This window comes from Nonomuraea mesophila (genome assembly GCF_004352805.1).
GTDB lineage: Bacteria > Actinomycetota > Actinomycetes > Streptosporangiales > Streptosporangiaceae > Nonomuraea > Nonomuraea longispora.
In genome coordinates this window covers 13,469-32,134 of the sequence record NZ_SMLD01000079.1, presented here as the reverse complement: position 1 = coordinate 32,134, position 18,666 = coordinate 13,469, and the positions used below count along the sequence as shown (strand labels likewise).

The window sequence follows — 18,666 nt, the reverse complement described above, 5'->3', positions numbered from 1 at the left end:
TTCTCACACTTACATCCCGCTTTCGGGGTGATGAGATCGTGTGCGGTCACGGGGTGAGGGCGGTGATCCTCACCGTACGTGGGAGCAGCCGGGCCCGGGGTCGACGGCGTTGGCGATCACGTCGTCGAGCCGGTCGCGCGCGGCGAGCAGGTCGGTGATCTGCTGGTCGATGCGGACCCGCTCGCTCGTCAGCCGGTCGAGGAGCTCCGGGGGAGCCTGCGCCGCACCCGAGTCCACGCACGGCAGCACCTCGCGGACCACTCTGCTCGGCAGGCCCGCGGCGTACAGCTGCTGGATGAGCCGGACCCGGCCGACGGCGGTGTCGGGGTAGTGCCGCTGGCCGCTGGGACTGCGGCAGGCCTGGAGCAAATCCTGTTCCTCGTAGTAGCGCAGCGCCCGGACGCTCACTCCCGCCTTGTCGGCGACCTCACCGATGCGCACGCGTCCTCCTCTGCTCGGGCGGCCCGCCCGACTTGCACCTGACGTCAACGTCAGGTTTTAGCGTAGTGGGCGCCGGCGCTCGCCGGACATTCACCCATTGATCCCATGAACGGCCGGTTCAGGCCACCTGGAAGGAACAGCGTCATGCGCGCAGTGCGATATCACGAGTACGGCGGTGTGGAGACCCTCGTGGTCGAGCAGGTGCCGGACCCGCATCCCGGGCCCGGCGAGATCCGCATCCGCGTCGCGGCGGCGGCCGTCAACCCTATCGACTGGAAGGCGCGGTCGGGTGCGTTGCGCGAGGTGCTCCCCGTGGACCTGCCCGCGATTCCCGGGCGTGACGCCGCAGGCGTGGTCGACGAGATCGGTGAGGGTGTGCAGGGGGTGGCCATCGGCGACCGGGTCTTCGGACTGGGCGGCGTCACCGGCGCGACAGCGGAGCTGGCCGTGCTCTCGGCCTGGGCCCACACGCCCGCCACGTGGACCGACGAGGAGGCCTCCGGCGCCGGTCTGGCATCCGTGACCGCGATGGGCGGGCTGGGCGTGCTCGGCCCGTTGGGGGGGGCGCACCCTTCTCGTCGAGGGCGCGGCCGGAGGCGTGGGCAGTGCCGCCGTCGAGATCGCGGTGGCTCAGGGCGCCACCGTGATCGGGACGGCCAGTGAGCGCAACCACGCGTTCCTCACCTCCCTCGGTGCCGTCCCCACCACCTACGGCAGCGGCCTCGCGGAGCGCCTCGCAGCCCTGGCTCCGGACGGCGTCGACGTCGCGCTCGACACCGCGGCCTCCGGCTCGCTGCCCGACCTGATCGCGATCGCAGGCGATCCCGCTCGCGTGTCGACGGTCGCCGACCACGCCAACGCGCGCCGCCTGGGTGTGCATCTGGCCGACGCGCGGAACGACTCCACGCTCCTCGCCGAAGCCGGCGAACTCGGCCGGCAGGGCCGCTACACGCCGCGCATCGAGCAGACGTATCCCATCGAACGGATCGCGGAAGCCCACACGTACGCCGAGCGTGGGCACACGCGGGGCAAGGTCGTGATCCGCGTCCGGGCTCGGTGACGTCAGTTCTGGCCGCCGTAGGGCGGCTGCTGCCACCCCTGCTGCGGCGGCTGCTGGGGGTAGGGCTGCTGCGGGTAGGGCTGCTGGTGCTGCCCCTGCGGCTGCTGCCAGCCCTGCGCCTGGCCGGGCTGCGGGTGGTGCGGTGACGGCGGCTGCTGCGGGTCACGCCGGGCGATCACGCCGGCGATCAGCAGGCTCGTGCCGGCCACGTTGAAGATCATGCTCACGGCGCTGATGAGCATGGCCGCGCCGCCCGCGCCCAGGGCGTCGTACAACGAGGAGGCGATGAATCCGAGGACGACGTTCATGAGCACCCCCACGAGCAGGACGGCGCAGCCGGCCATGCCCAGCGTCGCGCCGCGCCCATGGGCCCGCCGGTTCATCGCCGTCACGATGATGCCGCCCACCAGCACGACGACCAGGACGAGAGGGAAGATGATGCTGATCACATTGAGCATTAAGCCAACTCCGGGGGTTGCGGGGTCTGCTCGACGGTAGCCGATCGCCTGGCCTCGTCCACCGCCTTGCTGATCGAGCCGAGGTCCAGGGCGCCTTGGTAGCGCACGCCGTTGAGGAAGAGGGTGGGGGTCCCGCGGACACCGCTGTCGCGGCCGGAGACCTCGTCGGCGGCGATCCTGTCGGTGTGGCGGGGCACGTCCGTCCAGGGCTCGACGTCGAGCTGGGCGGCGTAGTGCTCGAGGTCGGCGTCGGTGAGGAAACGCTGGTTGTCGTACAGGATGTCGTGCATCTCCCAGAACCTGCCGGCATCGGCCGCGGACTCCGCCACCACCGCGGCGGGGGCGGCTCGCGGATGCAGGGTGCGCAGCGGGAAATGCCGGAACACCACCCGCACGTCGGGGTTCTTCTTGCGCAGCTCCTCCAGCACCGGGTGGAGGCGTCCGCAGTAGGGGCACTCGAAGTCGCCGTACTCCACGATCGTCACCCTGGCCTTCTCCGGGCCGCGTACGTGGTCGGCGGGGCCCACGGGCGCGGTCAGCAGCTCGGGCAGTTCCTCCTCGGGCTCGGCATCGGGCGGCGCGCACACGCCACCGCGGTCCCAGGCCAGCTTGAAGATCAGCCAGCCCAGCACCGCGGACAGCAGCGAGCCCGCCAGGATCCCGATCTTCGCCTGGGACTGGATGCCCGGATTGCCGTCGAAGGCCAGGTCCACGATGAACAGGGACACGGTGAAGCCGATCCCGGAGACCGCCGCGCCGCCGAACAACTGCCCCCACACCAGGTTGCCCGGCAGCGTGCCCCATCCGAACCGCAGCGGGACCCACGTACCCAGCGAGATGCCGACGAACTTGCCCACCACGAGCCCCAGCGTCACGCCGATGGACACGGGTGAGGTGAGGGCGGCCCGCAGGGACTCGCCGTCCAGCACCACGCCCGCATTGGCCAGCGCGAAGACCGGCACGATGACGTAGGAGCTCCACGGCTGCAGCCGCAGCCGCAGCCGCTCGTTGACCGAGACGGCCCGCTGCACCCGCAGCGTGGCCTCCCTGGCCGCCCGCGCGCTCGGCGAGCTGGTGAACGACTGTACGGCCTCGCCGGCGAGCAGCAGCTTCTGGTCGGTCGGTGCGTAGACGAAGACCAGGATCCCCAGCGCGATGCCGACCAGCGTGGGGTGGATGCCGCTCTCCAGCGTGGCCACCCACAGCCCGAAGCCCAGCACGATGTAGGCGGGCGCCCGCCAGATCTTCAGCTTGCGCAGGGTCAGGATGGCGGCGAGCAGTGCGAACGCGCTGAGGAGTGCGGGGACGGACAGGCTTTCCGTGTAGAACAACGCGATGACGAGGATCGCCAGGACGTCGTCCACGATGGCGAGCGTCATCAGGAACGCCCGCAGCGGATCGGGGCAGCGGGCGCCCACGACGGCGAGCACGCCCAGCACGAAGGCGGTGTCGGTGGCGATCGGCACGCCCCACCCCACCTCCCCGGGCCCGCCGAAGTTCAGCAGCAGATAGATCCCGGCAGGGACGAGGATCCCGCCCAACGCGGCCAGGGCGGGCACGGCCAGGAGACGGCGGTCGCGCAACTGCCCGAGCCGCACCTCGTACGACACCTCGAGCCCGATGAGGAAGAAGAAGACGGCCATCAGACCGTCGTTCACCCAGTGCCGCAGGTCGAGGGAGAAGAGCGCGTCCCCGAAGGAGATGCCTGTCGGGATGTGCCAGAAGGCTTCGTACGTGTCGCCCCATGGGGAGTTGGCCCACAACAGGGCGAGCAGGGTCGCGCCGAGCAAGACGGTCGTGCTGCCCGCCTCGGTCCGCAGAAAAGCCCGCAACATGACAGATTCACCCCCAGGTGTTCGATCCTAGAGGTGTCCTGACAACTCCCCGCGAGCCGCCCGGACCGGACTTCTCCCGCGGCGTCGCCCCGCCCGCGCCGCCGCTGTCACCGCAGGTACAGGAACCCGACGCCGAGGGCGCCGAAGCTGGTGCTGTGGACGACGGCGAGGGCGCCGCGGAGTACTCTGGGCGGTCGCGACGGCCGCCGGCGGCGAAGGAGATGCGATGGGAAGCCGACGGTGGAGCCGGTCGAGCGGCACCCGTGACACACTGCTGCGCGCCGCCCGCGAGGTCTTCCTGGCCAAGGGCTACGCCGAGGCGACCGTGGCCGACATCGTCGAGGCGTCCGGCATCAGCGTCGGCAGCCTCTACCACCATTTCGGCGGCAAGCCCGGCCTGTTCCTGGCGTTGTGGGAGCAGTTCATGCGCGGCCAGGAGGAACGCACGGCCAAGGCGGCCAAGGCAGCCGAGGGCACGGGCGAACGTTTCCTCGCCGGCGCCCGCGCCTACCTGGAGGGCTCGTGGGAGCATCGGGAGGTGGCCAGGTTGTTCCTGGAGAACGACGGTCCCATCGAGTTCGTCCCGCTGCGCCGCCGGCGCGGCTGGGACTGGATCGGCGGCAACAAGCGGCTGCTCGGCCTGGCGGACACCCGCGAGAGCCACGTGCTCGTCGTGCTGCTCACGACCATGATGGGCGAGGCGGGCCGGGAGGTCGCGGCCTGCGAGACCGGCGAGGACGCCAGGGTGACGATCGATGAGGTGATCCGCCTGGTGAGGCGGCTGCTGCCTACAGCGGACGGCGTAGCCGGGCCGACTCCTTGAGGACGACGACACGGCAGGAGGCGGATGCCAGCGTGGAGGTCATGGATGCTCTTCGCAGGGCGCTGGGCCTGCTGTCGACCTGCTACGCGCTGGTCTTCCTGCTGTTCGCGCTGCCGCATTGGGGGATTGCGCCGGGCCTGTTGGACGAGCCCGTGATCACACCGGCGGCGGTCGTCGAGACGTTGTGCGCGGCCGCCCTGCTCGCCGGCGCCCATGGTGCGCTGGCCGGGCGCTTCTGGGCCTGGAACGGGCTGATCTACAGTCACGCCGCGGCGCTGGGCGGAGTGGTGCTGGGCATCCTGGCCATGGCTCTCAGCGGGAGCTCGGGCTCGGCGCTGCTCACCTGGTATCACGGCTGCATGGCCGCCGTGCTCGCCGCGGGCCTCGCGTCGGCCTTCTACGTCTCCAGGGTGCGCAGGTAGGCGGCGGCTTCGTCGAGGTGGTCCTCGCCGAAGACCCGGATGCCGTCGCGCTCCAGCAACGCCGTCGTGACGCCCTGGCCCGCCGTGCGCCGCCCCTCGAAGCTGCCGTCGTAGACGGAGAGCACGCCGCACGAGGGGCTGCCCTCCTTGAGCACCGCCATCCGGATGCCGGACGAGCGCGCGAGCGCGAGCGCCGACCGCGCGCCCGCCATGAACGCGGCCGTCACGTCGGAGCCGTCGGACGCCAGCACGCGGGCCGCGCCCGAGAGCACGGCCGCGCCGCCCGCGCCGTCCTCGATCTCGGCGGCCGGGCGCGGGACCGGCAGCCCGCCCTCCACCTCGGGGCAGAACGGCACCAGCCGCCCCTGCGCGCGCCACGTGGCGAGCCAGGCGTCGGAACTGGTCTTCGCGCCGCCGTCGTAGCGCACCTTGCGCCCCATCAGGCAGGCGCTGACGAGGATCCTCTCCACGTTCCCTATCCTATGAGCACGATCGGCACCAGCGAGACGGCGGCCAGCGCGATGGCGGTCCAGAACGCGTACGCGAACGGGTGGGCTCCGCCGAGTGACGCCTGCAGCACCACGGTGAGCACGGCGACGCCGAACGGCGCGGCCAGCCGCACCGCGATCGTGCTGAGCGTGGTCGCGGCCGGGAGGGCGGTGCGCTCCAGCGTCCTGAACGCGGCGGCCATCAGCGACGTGGACACCAGGCCGTGCCCGAGCCCGAGCCAGAACATCGCCACCATGCCGCCGTCGAGCAGCACGAACGCCGCGATGCCCGTCACCGCCACGACGACGCCCGCGGCCCCCGCACCGCGTGGGCCCCGGCTGTCGGTGAGCTTGCCCGCCAGCGGCATCGTCAGCGCCGCGCCGATGCCCATCGGGGCCAGCAGCAGGCCCGCCTCCAGGGCGCTGCCGCCCTCGGCGAGCTGGGTGTGGAGCGGCACGAGCACGGTGAAGCCGAACAGTGCGGCCGAGTAGCACACCAGCGCGCACACCGCCGCGGCGAACGACCGGTCGCCGAACAGCCGCAGGTCCAGCAGGGGCCCGGGGGCCCGCAGGGCCCGCAGCACGAACGCGGCGACCAGCGCCACACCGGTCCAGAGCGCGGGGTGCAGCGGCGAGGAGCCGTTGCCCACCTCAGACAACCCGTGCACCAGGGCGGCCAGGCCCGGCGAGAGCAGCGCGAGCCCCACCACGTCGAGCCTGCGCGGGCTCGCGCCCGGCTCGCGGGGCAGCAGCACGTACGCGGCCACGAGCGCCGCCGCGCAGACCGGCACGTTGACCAGGAACAACCACCGCCAGCCGAGCCCCTCCACGATCACCCCGCCGAGCGGCGGCCCCAGCACGGGCGCCAGCATCGCCGGGACCGAGATCATGGCCATCGCGCGGCCCATCCGCTCCTGCCCCGCCGCCTGGGCCAGCAGCGTCTGCCCGACCGGCAGCAGCAGGCCCCCGCCCAGCCCCTGCACCGCGCGGAAGGCGACGAGGCTGCCGGCCGACCAGGCGGCGGCGCTGAGGGCGGATCCCGCCACGAACAGCACGAGCGAGAGCAGCCAGACGTTCCTGGCGCCGAACCTGCCGACCGCCCAGCCGGTGACGGGCACCGTCATGGACAGCGCCAGCAGGTAGCCGGTGACCGCCCACTGCATGGTGGCGAGCGTCGTGTGGAAGCCGCGGGCCAGGGTGCCGAGCGCGACGTTGACGATCGTGGTGTCGAGCATCGTCATGACGACGCCCAGGAGCACCACCAGGCCGGTGGCGCGGAGCGGGTTCCGTACACCGTATCGCATGTCGTACAGCGTATCAGTTTCGTACGGTGTCTAGAATCGAGGGTGTGAGCTCTATCTGGTCCCGGCCGCCGCCGCCCCGCCGTCCCGCGCTGAGCAGGGAGGCGATCGTGGCCGCCGCCGTCGCGATCGCCGACGCGGAAGGGCTGGGCGCGGTCTCCATCCGGCGCGTCGCCGCCGAGCTCGGCGCGCGGGCCATGACGCTCTACTCCTACATCGAGCGCAAAGAGGACCTGCTGGCGCTGATGCACGACGAGATCGCCGCCGAGGTGCTCGTCGACGAGCCGTTGCCGGACGACTGGCGGGAGGCGCTGCTGCTGCTCGCCCGGCGCGAGCGCGCGATGGTGCTGCGCCACCCGTGGCGGGTCGAGCTGATCTCGCAGCGGGTCGAGGTCGGGCCCAACGGGCTGCGTCACGTGGAGCAGAAGCTGTCCGTGCTGGACAGGCTCGGCGTCGACCGGCTGACGGCCTGGCGGATCCTCACCGCGTACGCCGACCACATGACCGGATTCGTGATCAGGGAGGCGACCGAGCGCCGCGAGCCCAGGGAACGGGGCGTCAACGACGCCGAACGGGCCGCCGTCGCAGAGCCGTACATCAGGGAGCTGATCGGCAACGGCGAGTTCCCGCGGCTGGCGCCGATGATCGAGCAGGGTGTGGGGGGCGCCGACGACAACTTCGAGCGCGGCCTCACCTGGTTGCTGGACGGAATCGAGGCCGACCTGCGCGGGCGATAGCCTTACCTGCGATGAACACCGTCGTCTCCACGATCGTCATCGCCGGCTCGCTGCTGCTCATGCTGGTGAGCCTGGTCGTCGCCATCCGCAACCGGCCGATGGGCATGGTGCTGCTGTCCGGGTTCGCCCTGCTCGAGGTGGCCCTGCTCGTCCAGGCCGGGCTCGTGATCGCGGCGGTGGCCGGCGGCGCGGGGCCCGGCGACAAGGTGACGCTGTTCGGCTACATCGGCGGCGGGGTGCTGATCCCGCCCGCCGGGGTGTTCCTGGCGCTGGCCGAGCGGAGCAGATGGGGGCCGGCGATCCTGGTCGTGGCCGGGTTCGCGATCGCGGTGATGAACGGGCGCCTGATGCAGATCTGGCAGGGCGTGGCGTGAGCGCGCCCATCAGCTCCGGGCCGGGGCGTGCCCTGATCGCCGTCTACGGGCTGTTCTCGCTGGCCGCGGGCGCGCGGGCGGCCGTGCAGATCGCAGGCCGGTTCTCCGAGGCGCCGCTGGCCTACACGCTGTCGGCTTTCGCGGCGCTGGTCTACATCGTGCTCACCGTGGCGCTCGCGCGCGGCGCCCGCCGCCTCGCGCTGGTCGCGCTCGGCATCGAGCTGGCCGGGGTGCTGATCATCGGCACCGCCAGCCTGGTGGATCCGGCGGCGTTCCCCGACGAGACGGTCTGGTCGGCGTACGGCAGGGGTTACCTGTTCATCCCCCTCGTGCTGCCGCTGGTGGGCCTCTACTGGCTGCTGCGCCGTCGATGACGGCGGCCGGTACGGCGTTATCGCCGTGCCCGCCGGGGCAGTGGCTGATCCCATGAGCAGTATCGAACACTCCGTAGACGTAGAGGCCCCCATCTCGGCGGCCTACAACCAGTGGACGCAGTTCGAGAGCTTCCCCGAGTTCATGGAGGGCGTGGAGTCGGTCAAGCAGATCGGCGACACGCGCACGGCGTGGGTGGTGGAGATCGCCGGTGTCAGGCGCGAGTTCGAGGCCGAGATCACCGAGCAGCACCCCGACCAGCGCGTGGCCTGGCGGTCGATCGACAAGCCGCACCAGGCGGGTGTGGTGACCTTCCACCGCATCGACGACACGAGGACCAAGGTCACGCTCCAGATGGAGTACGACCCCGAGGGCTTCGTCGAGACCGCGGGCGACTGGCTGCAGATCGTCCGCATGCGCGTCACGAACGACCTCGACCGCTTCAAGCAGTTCATCGAGTCGCGCGGCCGTGAGACCGGCGGCTGGCGCGGCGACGTTCCGGGACCCCACCAGCGCGGCTCCACCTACGGCGGGGAGCAGTCGGTGCCGCCCGGCACCGTGGGCGGCGGCGGCGCGCCTCCCGGAGGCACGCTCCCGCCTCCCGGGCCGGTGCCGCCGCACGACCCGCCGCCCGCGGGGCCGCGTCCCATGCTCTGACCGGCGCGTTCCCCGCTCGTGACCGGTGTTCGCCCCCGGGCCTCAGTCAGGCCCGGGGGCTTGTCGTCAGTCCTGCCGGTTTCCGCCGGTTCCGTCATCGGTCAGGAATAAATCGTGGTTTGAGTCCTGTTAGGCTGGTGATTCGTCCCATGACTTGATGAACGGAGGATCTCCGGCGCATGAGCGTGCTCGCCCAAGAGTCCAGAGGCCGTACCAGCCCTCTCGCCTGGCTGCTCGTCCTGGGGATCGTCCTCGCCGCGCTCAACCTGCGCACCGCCGTCACCAGCGTGGGACCGCTGCTCGACCAGCTCGCCGGAGCGCTCGGCATGTCGAGCGTCGGCACCGGCGTGCTCACGACGCTGCCGGTGCTGGCCTTCGCCAGCGTGGGCGCGATCACTCCTGCGCTGGCCAGGCGCGTGGGCGAGCACCGGCTGCTGCTGCTCGCCCTCGTCACGCTGGGCGTGGGCATGCTCATCAGGTCAATGGCGGGCTCGGCCGAGATATTCCTGCTGAGCAGCGCGGTCGCGCTGTCCGGCGGGGCCGTCGGCAACGTGCTCATCCCGACGCTGATCAAGCGGCACTTCCCGGCCCGCACCGGGATCATGACCACCGTCTACACCACGGCCCTGGCGGCCGGCACCATGCTCGCCGCCGCCGCGACCGTGCCGATCGAGCGCGCGTCGGGCGACTGGCACATAGCGCTCGGCGTGTGGGCCGCGCTGGCCGCCGTGGCCGCAGTCCCGTGGCTCGCGCTGCTGCGCAGCGAGCCGGAGCGCGACACGGGCGTCCGGGACACGGGCATGCGCGTGCTGGTCAGGAGCCGGCTGGCGTGGATGGTGGCGATCTATTTCGGCACCCAGTCGATGATCGCGTACGTGATGTTCGGCTGGCTCCCCACCATCCTCACCGACAGCGGCTACACCACCTCGCAGGCCGGGCTCATCCTCGGGGTGTTCACCGCGCTGAACATCCCGGTCTCCATCGCCACGCCCATGGTCGCCTCCCGCTTCCGCGACCAGCGACCCGTCGTGGTGGGACTCGTGGGGTTCTACACGGCCGGTTTCCTCGGGCTGTGGTTCGGGTCCGCGTCCATGGCGCTGGTCTGGATCGTGCTGGTGGCCGTGGGCATGGGGTCGTTCCCGCTGGCCCTGATGATGCTGGCGCTGCGCACCCGTACGCCGGAGGCCACCGGCGCGCTGTCGGCCTTCGGGCAGAGCACCGGCTACCTCATCTCGGGCGCGGGACCGCTGCTGGTCGGTGTGCTGCGCGAGGCCACGGGCGGGTGGGCGCTGCCGTACACGATGATCTTCCTGGTCCTCGTGGCACAGCTCTGCACCGGCCTGTACGCCGGCGGCGACCGCTATCTGGAGGACGAACGCCGGCTCGCCACCGCTGGGAAGATCGGCGCATGAGATCCACCGTCGTCACCTTCCCGTCCGGCCGGACCAGCGGCCGCTCGCGGATCGCGGGGGTCGTGCCGGTGGGGGACCGGCACGGCCTGGCCGTCGCCGAGACGCCCTTCCATCCCCTCGACCACACCTGGCCCGACCAGCCCGCCGATCGCGGGACGATCGCGGGCATGCCGGTTCTCGACTGCGTCACAGGGGCCCTGTCGAGCTCCGGCGAGGCCTTCGTGGGCGGGGACATCCCGGTGCGGCGCGGCGCCGAGGGGTGGGAGTGGCTGGTCCTGCACGTCACCTCGGAGCCCCTGCCCGTGGGGGCCGAGGTGGAGCTGGCGGTCGACGCCGGCTTCCGCGCGGGACTCTCGGCCGGCCACACCGCCTGTCACCTGGCCGCGCTCGCCCTCAACGCGGCGCTGGCCGATCGCTGGCGCAAGGAGCCGGCGCTCGACGGGCTCGGCCGGCCCGACTTCGACCAGGCGGCGATCACGTCGTCCCGGATCGTTCCGTACGGCAGCGTGGACGTCTACCGCCTGGGCAAGTCGCTGCGGAAGAAGGGGTTCCCGGCCGAAGGGCTGGACCCGGCGCAGGTCGCCCGGCGCGTGAACGAGCAACTCGCCGCGTGGGTGGCCGCCGGGGCGCCGGTCGCCATCGACGTGCCGGGGCCGGAGCTGACGGCCCGGCGCACGTGGCGGTGCTCCTTGCCGGAGGGCGAGGCGTCCATCCCGTGCGGCGGCACCCACGTGCGCGGCACAGGAGAGCTGGGGCGGATCGAGGTTTCTCTCACGCTGGAAGAGGCGGCCCTGACCATGCGCACCACCTGCGCCTAGCGAAACCCGCACCGATACGTCGTCAGCACCTGGAGGAACTGGAGGCGGCGCACGTCTCCAGCGCCCGCGCGCAGGGCTGGTCCTGGGAGCGGATCGCCGACGCGCTGGGAGTGCGGCGGCAGACCGTGCACCGCAAGCACGCCCGCAGGACGAGGAGGTAGGACGTGTTCGCCTGACCGGTCAGCCGGCCTCGCTCGCCGCCGGCTCCAGATGTGCGATCTTGTCCGGGTTGGCCATGAGGTAGACCGTACTGATCTTCCCGTCCCTGACCTCCAGTGAGATGACCGACACCACCCGCCCGGCCCCCGAGATCATGATCGCCGGAGCGTTGTTCAGCACCGCCATGCCGAGCGAGATGTCCTCCCCCTGCGACAGCCCGACCGACGTCAGGAAGCGGGCGAGGTTCGCCGGGCGGCCGATCGACAGCAGGAAGCGGCCGACGTTCTGCGCCCCCGTGATGGTCCGCAGCGCGGCCCTGGCCTTGCCGCCGCCGTCGGTGACCATCGTGATCTCGTCGGCGAACATCGCGATCAGCGTGTCCAGGTCTCCCTCGGCCGCGGCGTTGACGAACCGCTCCGTCATCCGCCTGCGCTGCTCGCGGTCCACGTCGAACCGCGGCCGCTTCTCGCGTACGTGCTCGCGCGCCCGCCGGGCGAGCTGCCTGGTGGCCGGTTCGCTGCGTGCGATGATCTCCGCGATCTCGGCGAACGGCAGGTCGAACGCCTCCCGCAACACGAACACGGCCCGTTCGAGCGGCGACAGCGTCTCCAGCACCACGAGCAGCGCCAGCTCCACGGACTCGGCCAGCTCGGCGTGCTCGGCCGCGTCGGGGGCGGTGCTGATCGGCTCGGGCAACCACGGCCCGATGTACGACTCGCGCCGCGACTTCGCCCACCGCAGCCGGTCGATGGCCAGCCGCGACGTCACTCGGACCAGGTAGGCCTTGGCGTCGCCGACGCCCGCCTCGTCCACCCCCGACCAGCGCAACCACGCCTCCTGGACGACGTCCTCGGCGTCGGCCACGCTGCCGAGGATCCGGTACGCGACGGCGACCAGCAGGCTCCTGTGCTCCTCAAACGTCGACATGACGTCTAAGACGTATCACGGGCGCTCCGGTGTGACACAAGGGCTCCGGAACTCCGATACACTTGGTGATCGCAAGGGGCTATAGCGCAGTTGGTAGCGCGCCTCCATGGCATGGAGGAGGTCTGGGGTTCGAATCCCCATAGCTCCACCACCCCTTCAAAGGCCGCTCTCCGGAGTGGCCTTTTCCCGTTGTGGCCCTCTTCGCCACGTCGGGGCAGGCCGAGCCGATCCCGGCCGCGCAGGTCAGTGCCCACTCGGAGACGCGCGATCGAGCCAGTCGGCGACGAGCGCGGCGACGAGGTCGGGCCGCTCGTGCAGGAGCGCGTGCCCGGCGCCTTCGATCACGGCGAGGCCGGCCTGCGGGTAGCGCTCCAGCAACCGCACGGCGTCGGCGTACCCGACGGTCGAGTCCTGTCGCCCGGCCACGATCAAGGACGCCGGTGAGAAGGTGTCCTGGCGGACGTCGATGGCCCATCCGGCGAAAATGCGCCCTGTCGCGAGCTCGTCGGCGAGTGCCGTGCAGGGAACAACGCGGTCCCGGTACCGGCGGGCGGTGGCGCGGGTGCGCACGACGAAATACTCCTCGAATCCCGGCCGGTCCTCCGGCCCGAGGTCGTCGCAGGCGTCGTGGTCCTGGCGAACCACCGTGGGCGCGGGCACGTCCGTCGACTGCTCCGCGAGGGGGCATATCAGCGCCAGGCCGAGCACCACGCCGGGCCGTCGTGCGGCGACGCCCCGGGCGAGGTAGGCGCCGTAGGAATGTCCGAGCACGAGGGCCGGCCCTCCCGCCACGCGCTCGATGAAGTCGCCGAGCAGGTCCACGACATCGTTGTTGCCGGTCAGGCCGTCGCTCGTCGAGTGGCCCATGCCAGGCAGGTCCGGATAGATCCGGCGGTACCCGTCTCCTGGGACGATGGCCTCCATCGCCGCCTCGATCTCGCGGTGATCGACTCCCGCGCCGTGCAGGGCGACCAGCGGCACGCCGGTCCCGTGTTCGACGTAGTGGACTGTGGCCTGCTTGATCAGGCACTCCATGCTTTCTCCCTGATGACCGGTCATCGCTCACGCCGTCCTGCCGGCCCGGGTCTCTCGTGTGCTCGCGGGCTTCTCCGCGGTGACCAGCCAGGCCCGCGCGCCGAGCCGGATCTCGCCGGCGGGGTCGCGGCGGTCGTTCAGTTCGGTACGCAACGTCGCAAGAGCGGCCTTCCGCCGGGCGGAGGTCAGCTCGGCCAGGCGGGCACTGGAGTACCAGCTCACGAACTCCACCGCTTCGTCCAAGTCTGTGCCGTAGCGCACCGCCTTCTCGATGGGGCGCAGGCGGACCCGCGCAAAGCCGACGGAGCGTAGGAGTTGCCGGGTGGCGCGCTCGTCGGCGAGGGAGAACGGCCCGATCTCGGGAGCCGGCCGGCCCGGTGGTCCGAAGACCCCGTCGAACACGCGGTCGGCGAGCACCGCCCACTCATTGCGCAGCCGCCCCTGCCAGGCCAGGAACACGAGTCGCCCGCCGGGGCGCAATGCCCGCCGCAGGTTGCCGAACGCGGCCGGTGGGTCGCCGAAGAACATCACTCCGAACCGGCTGACCACCACGTCGAAGGCCGGTCTCTGCCACGGGTGGGTCTGGGCGTCGGCACACAGGTAGCCGACGTTCTCGATCCCCGCCTCCCGGGCCGACCGCTCGGCGCGCGACAGTGAGCCGGCGCTGATGTCGATGCCGAGGACGCGGCCCGGAGCGGCTGCGGGCGCGAGGTCCCGGCTGGTGGCGCCGGCGCCGCACCCCACGTCGAGAATGTGCTCACCGGGCGCGGGCGCGGCAGCCGTCCGCAGCGGTTCCTCGTAGTCGAGCAGTTCGTGATCCAGGTCCATGGGCATACCCATCACCTCCGCGCCGGCTCATCGGTGGCCGCACAGACCTGTTCGGGGTCGCCGTTACGGCGCAGCCGGGTCGTCGTCATGGAAGCCACGCTAGGCCCGCAGGCTCATCGGGAAAAGCGATGATTGTCGATCAAGTCGATCGCTGTCACCGATGAACAGAGCTAGCCTTGGCTCATGCCCGACATCGAGCTGCGGCACCTGACCGCGCTGGCCGCCGTCGCCGACGAGGGGTCGTTCGGGCGGGCCGCCGCGCGGCTCGGCTACACCCAGTCGACCGTCAGCCAGCAGATCGCCGCCCTCGAGAAGGCGGCCGGCGGGGCCGTCTTCGACCGGCCGGGAGGACCCCGGCCGGTTCGCATCACCTCGCTGGGCGCGTTGGTGCTGGCCCGCGGGCGCGAGGTGCTGGCCAAGGCCGAGGAGATGACGGAGGCGATCGAGCGGTTCCAGGCCGGCGAGGGCCGCATCGACATCGGAACCTTCCAGAGCGTGACGAACGTGATCCTGCCGGTCGTCGTGCGGCGGCTGCACGAGGAGGTCCCCGGCTGCGACATCCGCCTGTCGGAGGAAGAGCCGGAGAACCCGCGGATCGGGGACCTCGATCTGCTGTTCTACGACGGGCGCCTCGACGGCGACGTCGAATCCGTCCACCTGCTCACCGAGCCCTACCTGCTCGTCGCCCGTGCCGGCGTCTTCCCCGACGGGCCCGTACCCGTGCGGGAGCTGCACGGCGCGCCGATGGTCGCCTGGCCACTGACCTGCGACCAGCCGGCCATGGAACAAGCCCTGGCCCGTGCCGGGGCCAGGCCGCGCATCGTGTTCCGCACGGCGAGCAACGAGGCCCTCCTGTCCATGGTGCGGGCCGGCATGGGATCGGCCGTGCTGCCCTGGCTCGCTGTCCACGGCGCCGGAGCCGACGAGGACGACCGGCTCCGCGTCCACGAACTACGCCCAACGCCTTCGCCACGCCGGATCCATGTGCACTGGCCGGCCGGGCGCAGCCACTCTCCGCTCGCCATCCGTACCATCCAGCTCGCCGCCGAGGCAGCGGCCGAGCTCGGGGCCCGGACGCCGTGACCGCTGTGGACGGCCGGTCCCGCAGGTGGCCGGGTGCGCGCGTAGGGTCGAGGGCATGACGATCTTTGGTCCTGCCCTCGACGTGCGCCCGTTGTTCCCGCGCGAGCGGCAAGCCCTGCTGGATCTGCTCGGCGGGCTCGCGCCGGAGGACTGGTCGCGGCCGACGGTCTGTCCCGGCTGGGACGTCCATGACGTGGTCGCCCACGTGCTCAACGACTACATGCGGCGGCTCTCCGGCAGCCGCGACGGCTACTTCCGTGCCGTCTTCGCCGACGACGAGACACTGCCCGCCTACCTCGCGCGCGTCAACGGGGAGTTCGTGGAGGCGCTGCGCCAGATCAGCCCGCGGGTGATGGGCGACCTGCTGAACATGCTGGGCCGGCAGCTCGACGACCTGTGGGCGGGCCGCGACCTGGACGGGCCCGCCGACCTGAACGTGTCCTGGGCCGCGACGGACGTCGGCAGTCCCGCGTGGCTCGACATCGGGCGCGAGTACACCGAGTTCTGGGTGCACCAGCAGCAGGTGCGCGACGCCGTCTCCGCTCCGGGAGCCGACGACCCCGAGCTGATGGGGCCGGTGCTGGACCTGTTCGCGCGGGCTCTGGCGTACACCCTGCGTGCCGAGGAGCGCCCGGAGGGGACGGCGGTCGAGCTGGAGGTGACCGGGCCGGCCGGCGGCCGGTGGTACGCCGTCCGGCGGGACGGCCGGTGGGAGATGGGCCCGGCCGGAGCGGAGCCCGCCGCCCGCGTCTCGATGGACCAGGACACCTTCTGGCGCCTGGCCACCCGGGGCATCACCCCCGAGCAGGCCCGCGAGCGCGCCGGCATGTCCGGCGACGCCGCGCTCGCCTCGGCGGTGACCACGCTGCTCGCGATCGTCGCCTGAGGGCGAGCGGCGACGGCACGTGTCCCGGACATGCGGGGCACCCTCGCGCGTGACGGGCGCGCCGGCCCGTCCGGGTCTACGTCCGGAAGTGCCGGTGGTGTCTGCTAGAAGTGCCGGTGGTGTCTGCGCGACCCCAACGTCTTGCCGAGGTGGAAACCGCCCGGCAGGTGCACCGACACATGACGGCGGCCGTCAGGGCCGGTCGTGACGCGGAAACGCCGGTTGCCGAAGCTGTGGCCGACGCCGTGCCGCGACAGGTTGATCCGGAACGGCCCCACTTTGATCGACTTGCGGTAGTGCCAGCCCAATGCCCCTCCTCCGGCTGCGTACGCTCATCCTGAGAACGACCGGGCGGCCCGACGGGTTCCTCGCCCCGCCGTGCCGTGCCTCCAGGAAGGAACCGCGTTCATGATCGTGATCGCCCACCTGAGCGACATCCACATCGGCGCCACTCCCGACGCCGTCGCCCGCGCCGACAGGGTCATGCGTTACCTGGACGCGCTGCCCTGCGACGAGCTGGACGCGGTGCTGGTGACCGGTGACATCGCCGACCACGGGCTGGCCGAGGAGTACGAGCAGGCGGGGAAGGTGCTCGCCTCGCGTCACGCCGTACTGACCTGTCCGGGGAACCACGACGTGCGGGCGGAGTACCGCCGGGTCCTGCTCGGCGAGCCCGAGCCCCGGCCGGGGCCCGTCAACCAGGTGCGGCGCACCTCCCGCGCGATCTACGCCATGTGCGACTCGTCCATCCCCGGCGAGAACGCCGGGCGGCTGGAGGAGGAGACGATCGCCTGGCTCGAAGGGGTGCTGGAGGGCGCCGACCTGCCGGTGTTCGTGGCGTTCCACCATCCGCCGGTGACGCTGCACAGCCCGCCGCTGGACGAGATCAGGCTGCACCGGCCGCAGCGCCTGGAGGCGTTGCTCGCCGGCCGCACGGACGTGCCGGCCGTGCTGACCGGCCACGCCCACACGCCGGCCGCCACCACGTTCGCCGGCCGGCCGCTGCTCGTCGCGCCCGGCGTCGTGTCCACGGTACGGCTTCCGTGGGAGGGCGGCACGACGCTCGGCAACTGCATCGACTTCGACCTGCCGCCGGCGCTCGCGTTCCACGTGCTCGACGACGACGGCCGGATGACCACGCACTACCGCGTCGTCCCGTGATGGCCTGGGGAGGGGGGGCGCCGTTCCCGCCGCTCGGCGTTCCGCCGGACGGACGTCACCGAGTGCGCCGGGACGTCGTAGGGGAGAAGTCGCACGCCAGGTCCGCGAACCCCGTCAAGGGCGGGCGCACGTGACCCGACCGTAATCCGGAGGGCCCTTGACGACACCCGTTGTTAACGTTCACAGTCGGGGCCAGATCGGCAAAGGAGCGTGGCGGCGGAACTCGCGTCCGCCGGCTCGCGGCGTGTTCAGGCAGGAGAAGGTGGCCGGCGGGAAAGTAGGAGGCGCTGGCGGCCGTACCGGCATGTTAGCGCTCACATAGGAAGGGACTCCCACGTGTTGAAGAGGATCTCGGCGCTGGTGCTCGCCGGGCTCACCGCGATGGCGGTGGCGGCGTGCGGCAGCGGTGGCGGCGGCGGTGTCAGTGGCAGTGACGGCGGCGGCTCCGGCGGCGGAGACGACGCGATCACCATGGGCTTCTCCCAGGTCGGGGCGGAGAGCGGATGGCGCACCGCCAACACGAAGTCCGTCCAGGAGTCCGCCGCGAAGGCGGGCATCACGCTCAAGTTCTCCGACGCCCAGCAGAAGCAGGAGAACCAGATCAAGGCCATCCGCTCCTTCATCCAGCAGAGGGTGGACGTCATCGCCTTCTCCCCGGTGGTGGAGTCGGGTTGGGACACGGTGCTCAAGGAGGCCCAGAACGCGAAGATCCCGGTCATCCTGACCGACCGCGCGGTGGACTCGAAGGACACGAGCCTCTACAAGTCCTTCCTCGGCTCGGACTTCATCGAGGAGGGCAAGAAGGCCGGCCAGTGGCTGGTGGAGGAGTACAAGGACGCCACCGACACGGTGAACATCGTCGAGTTGCAGGGCACGACCGGTTCGGCGCCCGCGAACGACCGCAAGGAGGGCTTCGCGCAGGTCATCGCGGCCGAACCGAAGTTCAAGGTCATCGCCTCGCAGACCGGTGACTTCACCAGGGCCAAGGGCAAGGAGGTCATGGAGGCCTTCCTGAAGTCGAACCCGGACATCGACGTGCTCTACGCACACAACGACGACATGGGCCTCGGCGCGATCGAGGCGATCGAGGGCGCGGGCAAGGTTCCCGGCGAGGACATCAAGATCATCACGGTGGACGCCGTCAAGGACGGCATGCAGGCGCTCGCCGACGGGAAGATCAACTACATCGTCGAGTGTTCCCCGCTGCTCGGCCCGCAGCTGATGGACCTGGCCAAGAAGGTCGTCAAGGGCGAGCAGGTGCCCGCCCGCGTGGTCACCGAGGAGACGACGTTCACCCAGGAACAGGCCAAGGAAGTCCTGTCCACCCGCCAGTACTGACCACCCGGCCGGGGCCGCCCTCGGCCCCGGCCCATCTGTGAAGAGGGAAGG

21 protein-coding genes, 1 tRNA gene and 1 pseudogene are annotated in these 18,666 nt (G+C 71.6%); 14 read left to right on the top strand and 9 right to left on the bottom strand.

Annotated features, from left to right (window positions below):
* Positions 1–69 precede the first annotated feature (69 nt).
* Positions 70–441 carry a MerR family transcriptional regulator gene (locus tag E1295_RS26750; protein WP_132633853.1) on the bottom strand — a complete coding sequence of 124 codons (372 nt, stop codon included), beginning with the start codon at positions 439–441 and terminating at the stop codon, positions 70–72.
* A 144-nt stretch (positions 442–585) separates the two neighbouring features.
* Between E1295_RS26750 and E1295_RS52235 the strand changes: the two are divergent.
* A pseudogene (locus E1295_RS52235) lies at positions 586–1,501 on the top strand (NADP-dependent oxidoreductase).
* 2 nt (positions 1,502–1,503) lie between these two features.
* On the opposite strand, the gene E1295_RS26740 reads toward E1295_RS52235, so the two are convergent.
* Together E1295_RS26740 and nhaA are read right to left on the bottom strand one after the other, a co-directional pair.
* The gene (locus tag E1295_RS26740) at positions 1,504–1,950 is read right to left on the bottom strand and encodes a hypothetical protein (RefSeq protein ID WP_132633851.1); all 447 of its coding nucleotides are present in this window, start codon (positions 1,948–1,950) and stop codon (positions 1,504–1,506) included.
* A gap of 8 nt (positions 1,951–1,958) precedes the next feature.
* A complete protein-coding gene (nhaA, locus tag E1295_RS26735) occupies positions 1,959–3,794 on the bottom strand; it encodes a Na+/H+ antiporter NhaA (RefSeq protein ID WP_132633849.1) in 1,836 nt (611 codons plus the stop codon).
* Between the two features lie 226 nt (positions 3,795–4,020).
* On the opposite strand from nhaA, the gene E1295_RS26730 reads away from it, so the two are divergent.
* The gene (locus E1295_RS26730; protein ID WP_132633847.1) at positions 4,021–4,617 is read left to right on the top strand and encodes a TetR/AcrR family transcriptional regulator; all 597 of its coding nucleotides are present in this window, start codon (positions 4,021–4,023) and stop codon (positions 4,615–4,617) included.
* A 41-nt stretch (positions 4,618–4,658) separates the two neighbouring features.
* Complete coding sequence (locus tag E1295_RS26725; RefSeq protein WP_132633845.1) at positions 4,659–5,039, top strand: hypothetical protein; 381 nt, start codon at positions 4,659–4,661, stop codon at positions 5,037–5,039.
* Here E1295_RS26725 and E1295_RS26720 read toward each other — a convergent pair.
* Positions 5,015–5,509: a 2-thiouracil desulfurase family protein gene (locus E1295_RS26720; protein ID WP_132633843.1), complete on the bottom strand. Its 495-nt coding sequence runs from the start codon at positions 5,507–5,509 to the stop codon at positions 5,015–5,017. The two genes, E1295_RS26725 and E1295_RS26720, sit on opposite strands and share 25 nt — an antisense overlap.
* A 5-nt stretch (positions 5,510–5,514) precedes the next feature.
* The gene (locus E1295_RS26715) at positions 5,515–6,831 is read right to left on the bottom strand and encodes a DHA2 family efflux MFS transporter permease subunit (protein WP_132633841.1); all 1,317 of its coding nucleotides are present in this window, start codon (positions 6,829–6,831) and stop codon (positions 5,515–5,517) included.
* A gap of 44 nt (positions 6,832–6,875) precedes the next feature.
* Here E1295_RS26715 and E1295_RS26710 point away from each other — a divergent pair, with 44 nt between their 5' ends.
* The 6 genes from E1295_RS26710 (at position 6,876) to E1295_RS26685 (ending at position 11,198) form a co-directional block, all read left to right on the top strand.
* Complete coding sequence (locus E1295_RS26710; protein ID WP_132633839.1) at positions 6,876–7,565, top strand: TetR/AcrR family transcriptional regulator C-terminal domain-containing protein; 690 nt, start codon at positions 6,876–6,878, stop codon at positions 7,563–7,565.
* 11 nt (positions 7,566–7,576) lie between these two features.
* Positions 7,577–7,939, top strand: a complete 363-nt coding sequence (locus E1295_RS26705; protein ID WP_132633837.1) for a hypothetical protein — start codon at positions 7,577–7,579, stop codon at positions 7,937–7,939.
* The gene (locus E1295_RS26700) at positions 7,936–8,313 is read left to right on the top strand and encodes a hypothetical protein (RefSeq protein ID WP_132633835.1); all 378 of its coding nucleotides are present in this window, start codon (positions 7,936–7,938) and stop codon (positions 8,311–8,313) included. The genes E1295_RS26705 and E1295_RS26700 overlap by 4 nt, the downstream gene beginning before the upstream one ends.
* A gap of 52 nt (positions 8,314–8,365) precedes the next feature.
* Positions 8,366–8,968, top strand: coding sequence for an SRPBCC family protein (locus tag E1295_RS26695; protein WP_132633833.1), 603 nt, complete (start codon positions 8,366–8,368; stop codon positions 8,966–8,968).
* A gap of 179 nt (positions 8,969–9,147) precedes the next feature.
* Positions 9,148–10,380: an MFS transporter gene (locus E1295_RS26690; RefSeq protein WP_132633831.1), complete on the top strand. Its 1,233-nt coding sequence runs from the start codon at positions 9,148–9,150 to the stop codon at positions 10,378–10,380.
* Entirely contained in the window at positions 10,377–11,198 is an 822-nt protein-coding gene (locus tag E1295_RS26685; RefSeq protein WP_132633829.1) for an alanyl-tRNA editing protein, read from the top strand. The genes E1295_RS26690 and E1295_RS26685 overlap by 4 nt, the downstream gene beginning before the upstream one ends.
* Positions 11,199–11,378: 180 nt before the next feature.
* Here the strand turns inward: E1295_RS26685 and E1295_RS26675 are convergent, their stop codons facing one another.
* Positions 11,379–12,284, bottom strand: coding sequence for an RNA polymerase sigma-70 factor (locus E1295_RS26675; protein ID WP_132633827.1), 906 nt, complete (start codon positions 12,282–12,284; stop codon positions 11,379–11,381).
* Between the two features lie 75 nt (positions 12,285–12,359).
* Between E1295_RS26675 and E1295_RS26670 the strand changes: the two genes are divergently transcribed.
* Positions 12,360–12,435 (top strand) — tRNA-Ala (locus E1295_RS26670).
* 92 nt (positions 12,436–12,527) lie between these two features.
* Here E1295_RS26670 and E1295_RS26665 read toward each other — a convergent pair.
* Both E1295_RS26665 and E1295_RS26660 read right to left on the bottom strand, forming a co-directional pair.
* Complete coding sequence (locus E1295_RS26665; protein WP_132633825.1) at positions 12,528–13,319, bottom strand: alpha/beta fold hydrolase; 792 nt, start codon at positions 13,317–13,319, stop codon at positions 12,528–12,530.
* Between the two features lie 27 nt (positions 13,320–13,346).
* A complete protein-coding gene (locus E1295_RS26660) occupies positions 13,347–14,153 on the bottom strand; it encodes a class I SAM-dependent methyltransferase (RefSeq protein ID WP_166427426.1) in 807 nt (268 codons plus the stop codon).
* Between the two features lie 177 nt (positions 14,154–14,330).
* Between E1295_RS26660 and E1295_RS26655 the strand changes: the two genes are divergently transcribed.
* Positions 14,331–15,230 (top strand): LysR family transcriptional regulator, encoded by a 900-nt coding sequence (locus tag E1295_RS26655; RefSeq protein ID WP_132633821.1) that lies wholly within the window; start codon positions 14,331–14,333, stop codon positions 15,228–15,230.
* A gap of 55 nt (positions 15,231–15,285) precedes the next feature.
* On the top strand, positions 15,286–16,116 hold the full coding sequence (locus E1295_RS26650; protein ID WP_132633819.1) for a maleylpyruvate isomerase family mycothiol-dependent enzyme: 831 nt from the start codon (positions 15,286–15,288) through the stop codon (positions 16,114–16,116).
* Between the two features lie 104 nt (positions 16,117–16,220).
* Here E1295_RS26650 and E1295_RS26645 read toward each other — a convergent pair whose 3' ends face one another.
* Entirely contained in the window at positions 16,221–16,424 is a 204-nt protein-coding gene (locus tag E1295_RS26645) for a DUF4236 domain-containing protein (RefSeq protein WP_132633817.1), read from the bottom strand.
* Positions 16,425–16,524: 100 nt separating this feature from the next.
* Between E1295_RS26645 and E1295_RS26640 the strand changes: the two genes are divergently transcribed.
* Complete coding sequence (locus E1295_RS26640; protein ID WP_132633815.1) at positions 16,525–17,277, top strand: metallophosphoesterase; 753 nt, start codon at positions 16,525–16,527, stop codon at positions 17,275–17,277.
* Between the two features lie 336 nt (positions 17,278–17,613).
* Positions 17,614–18,615 (top strand): ABC transporter substrate-binding protein, encoded by a 1,002-nt coding sequence (locus tag E1295_RS26635; protein WP_220448901.1) that lies wholly within the window; start codon positions 17,614–17,616, stop codon positions 18,613–18,615.
* Positions 18,616–18,666 lie beyond the last annotated feature (51 nt).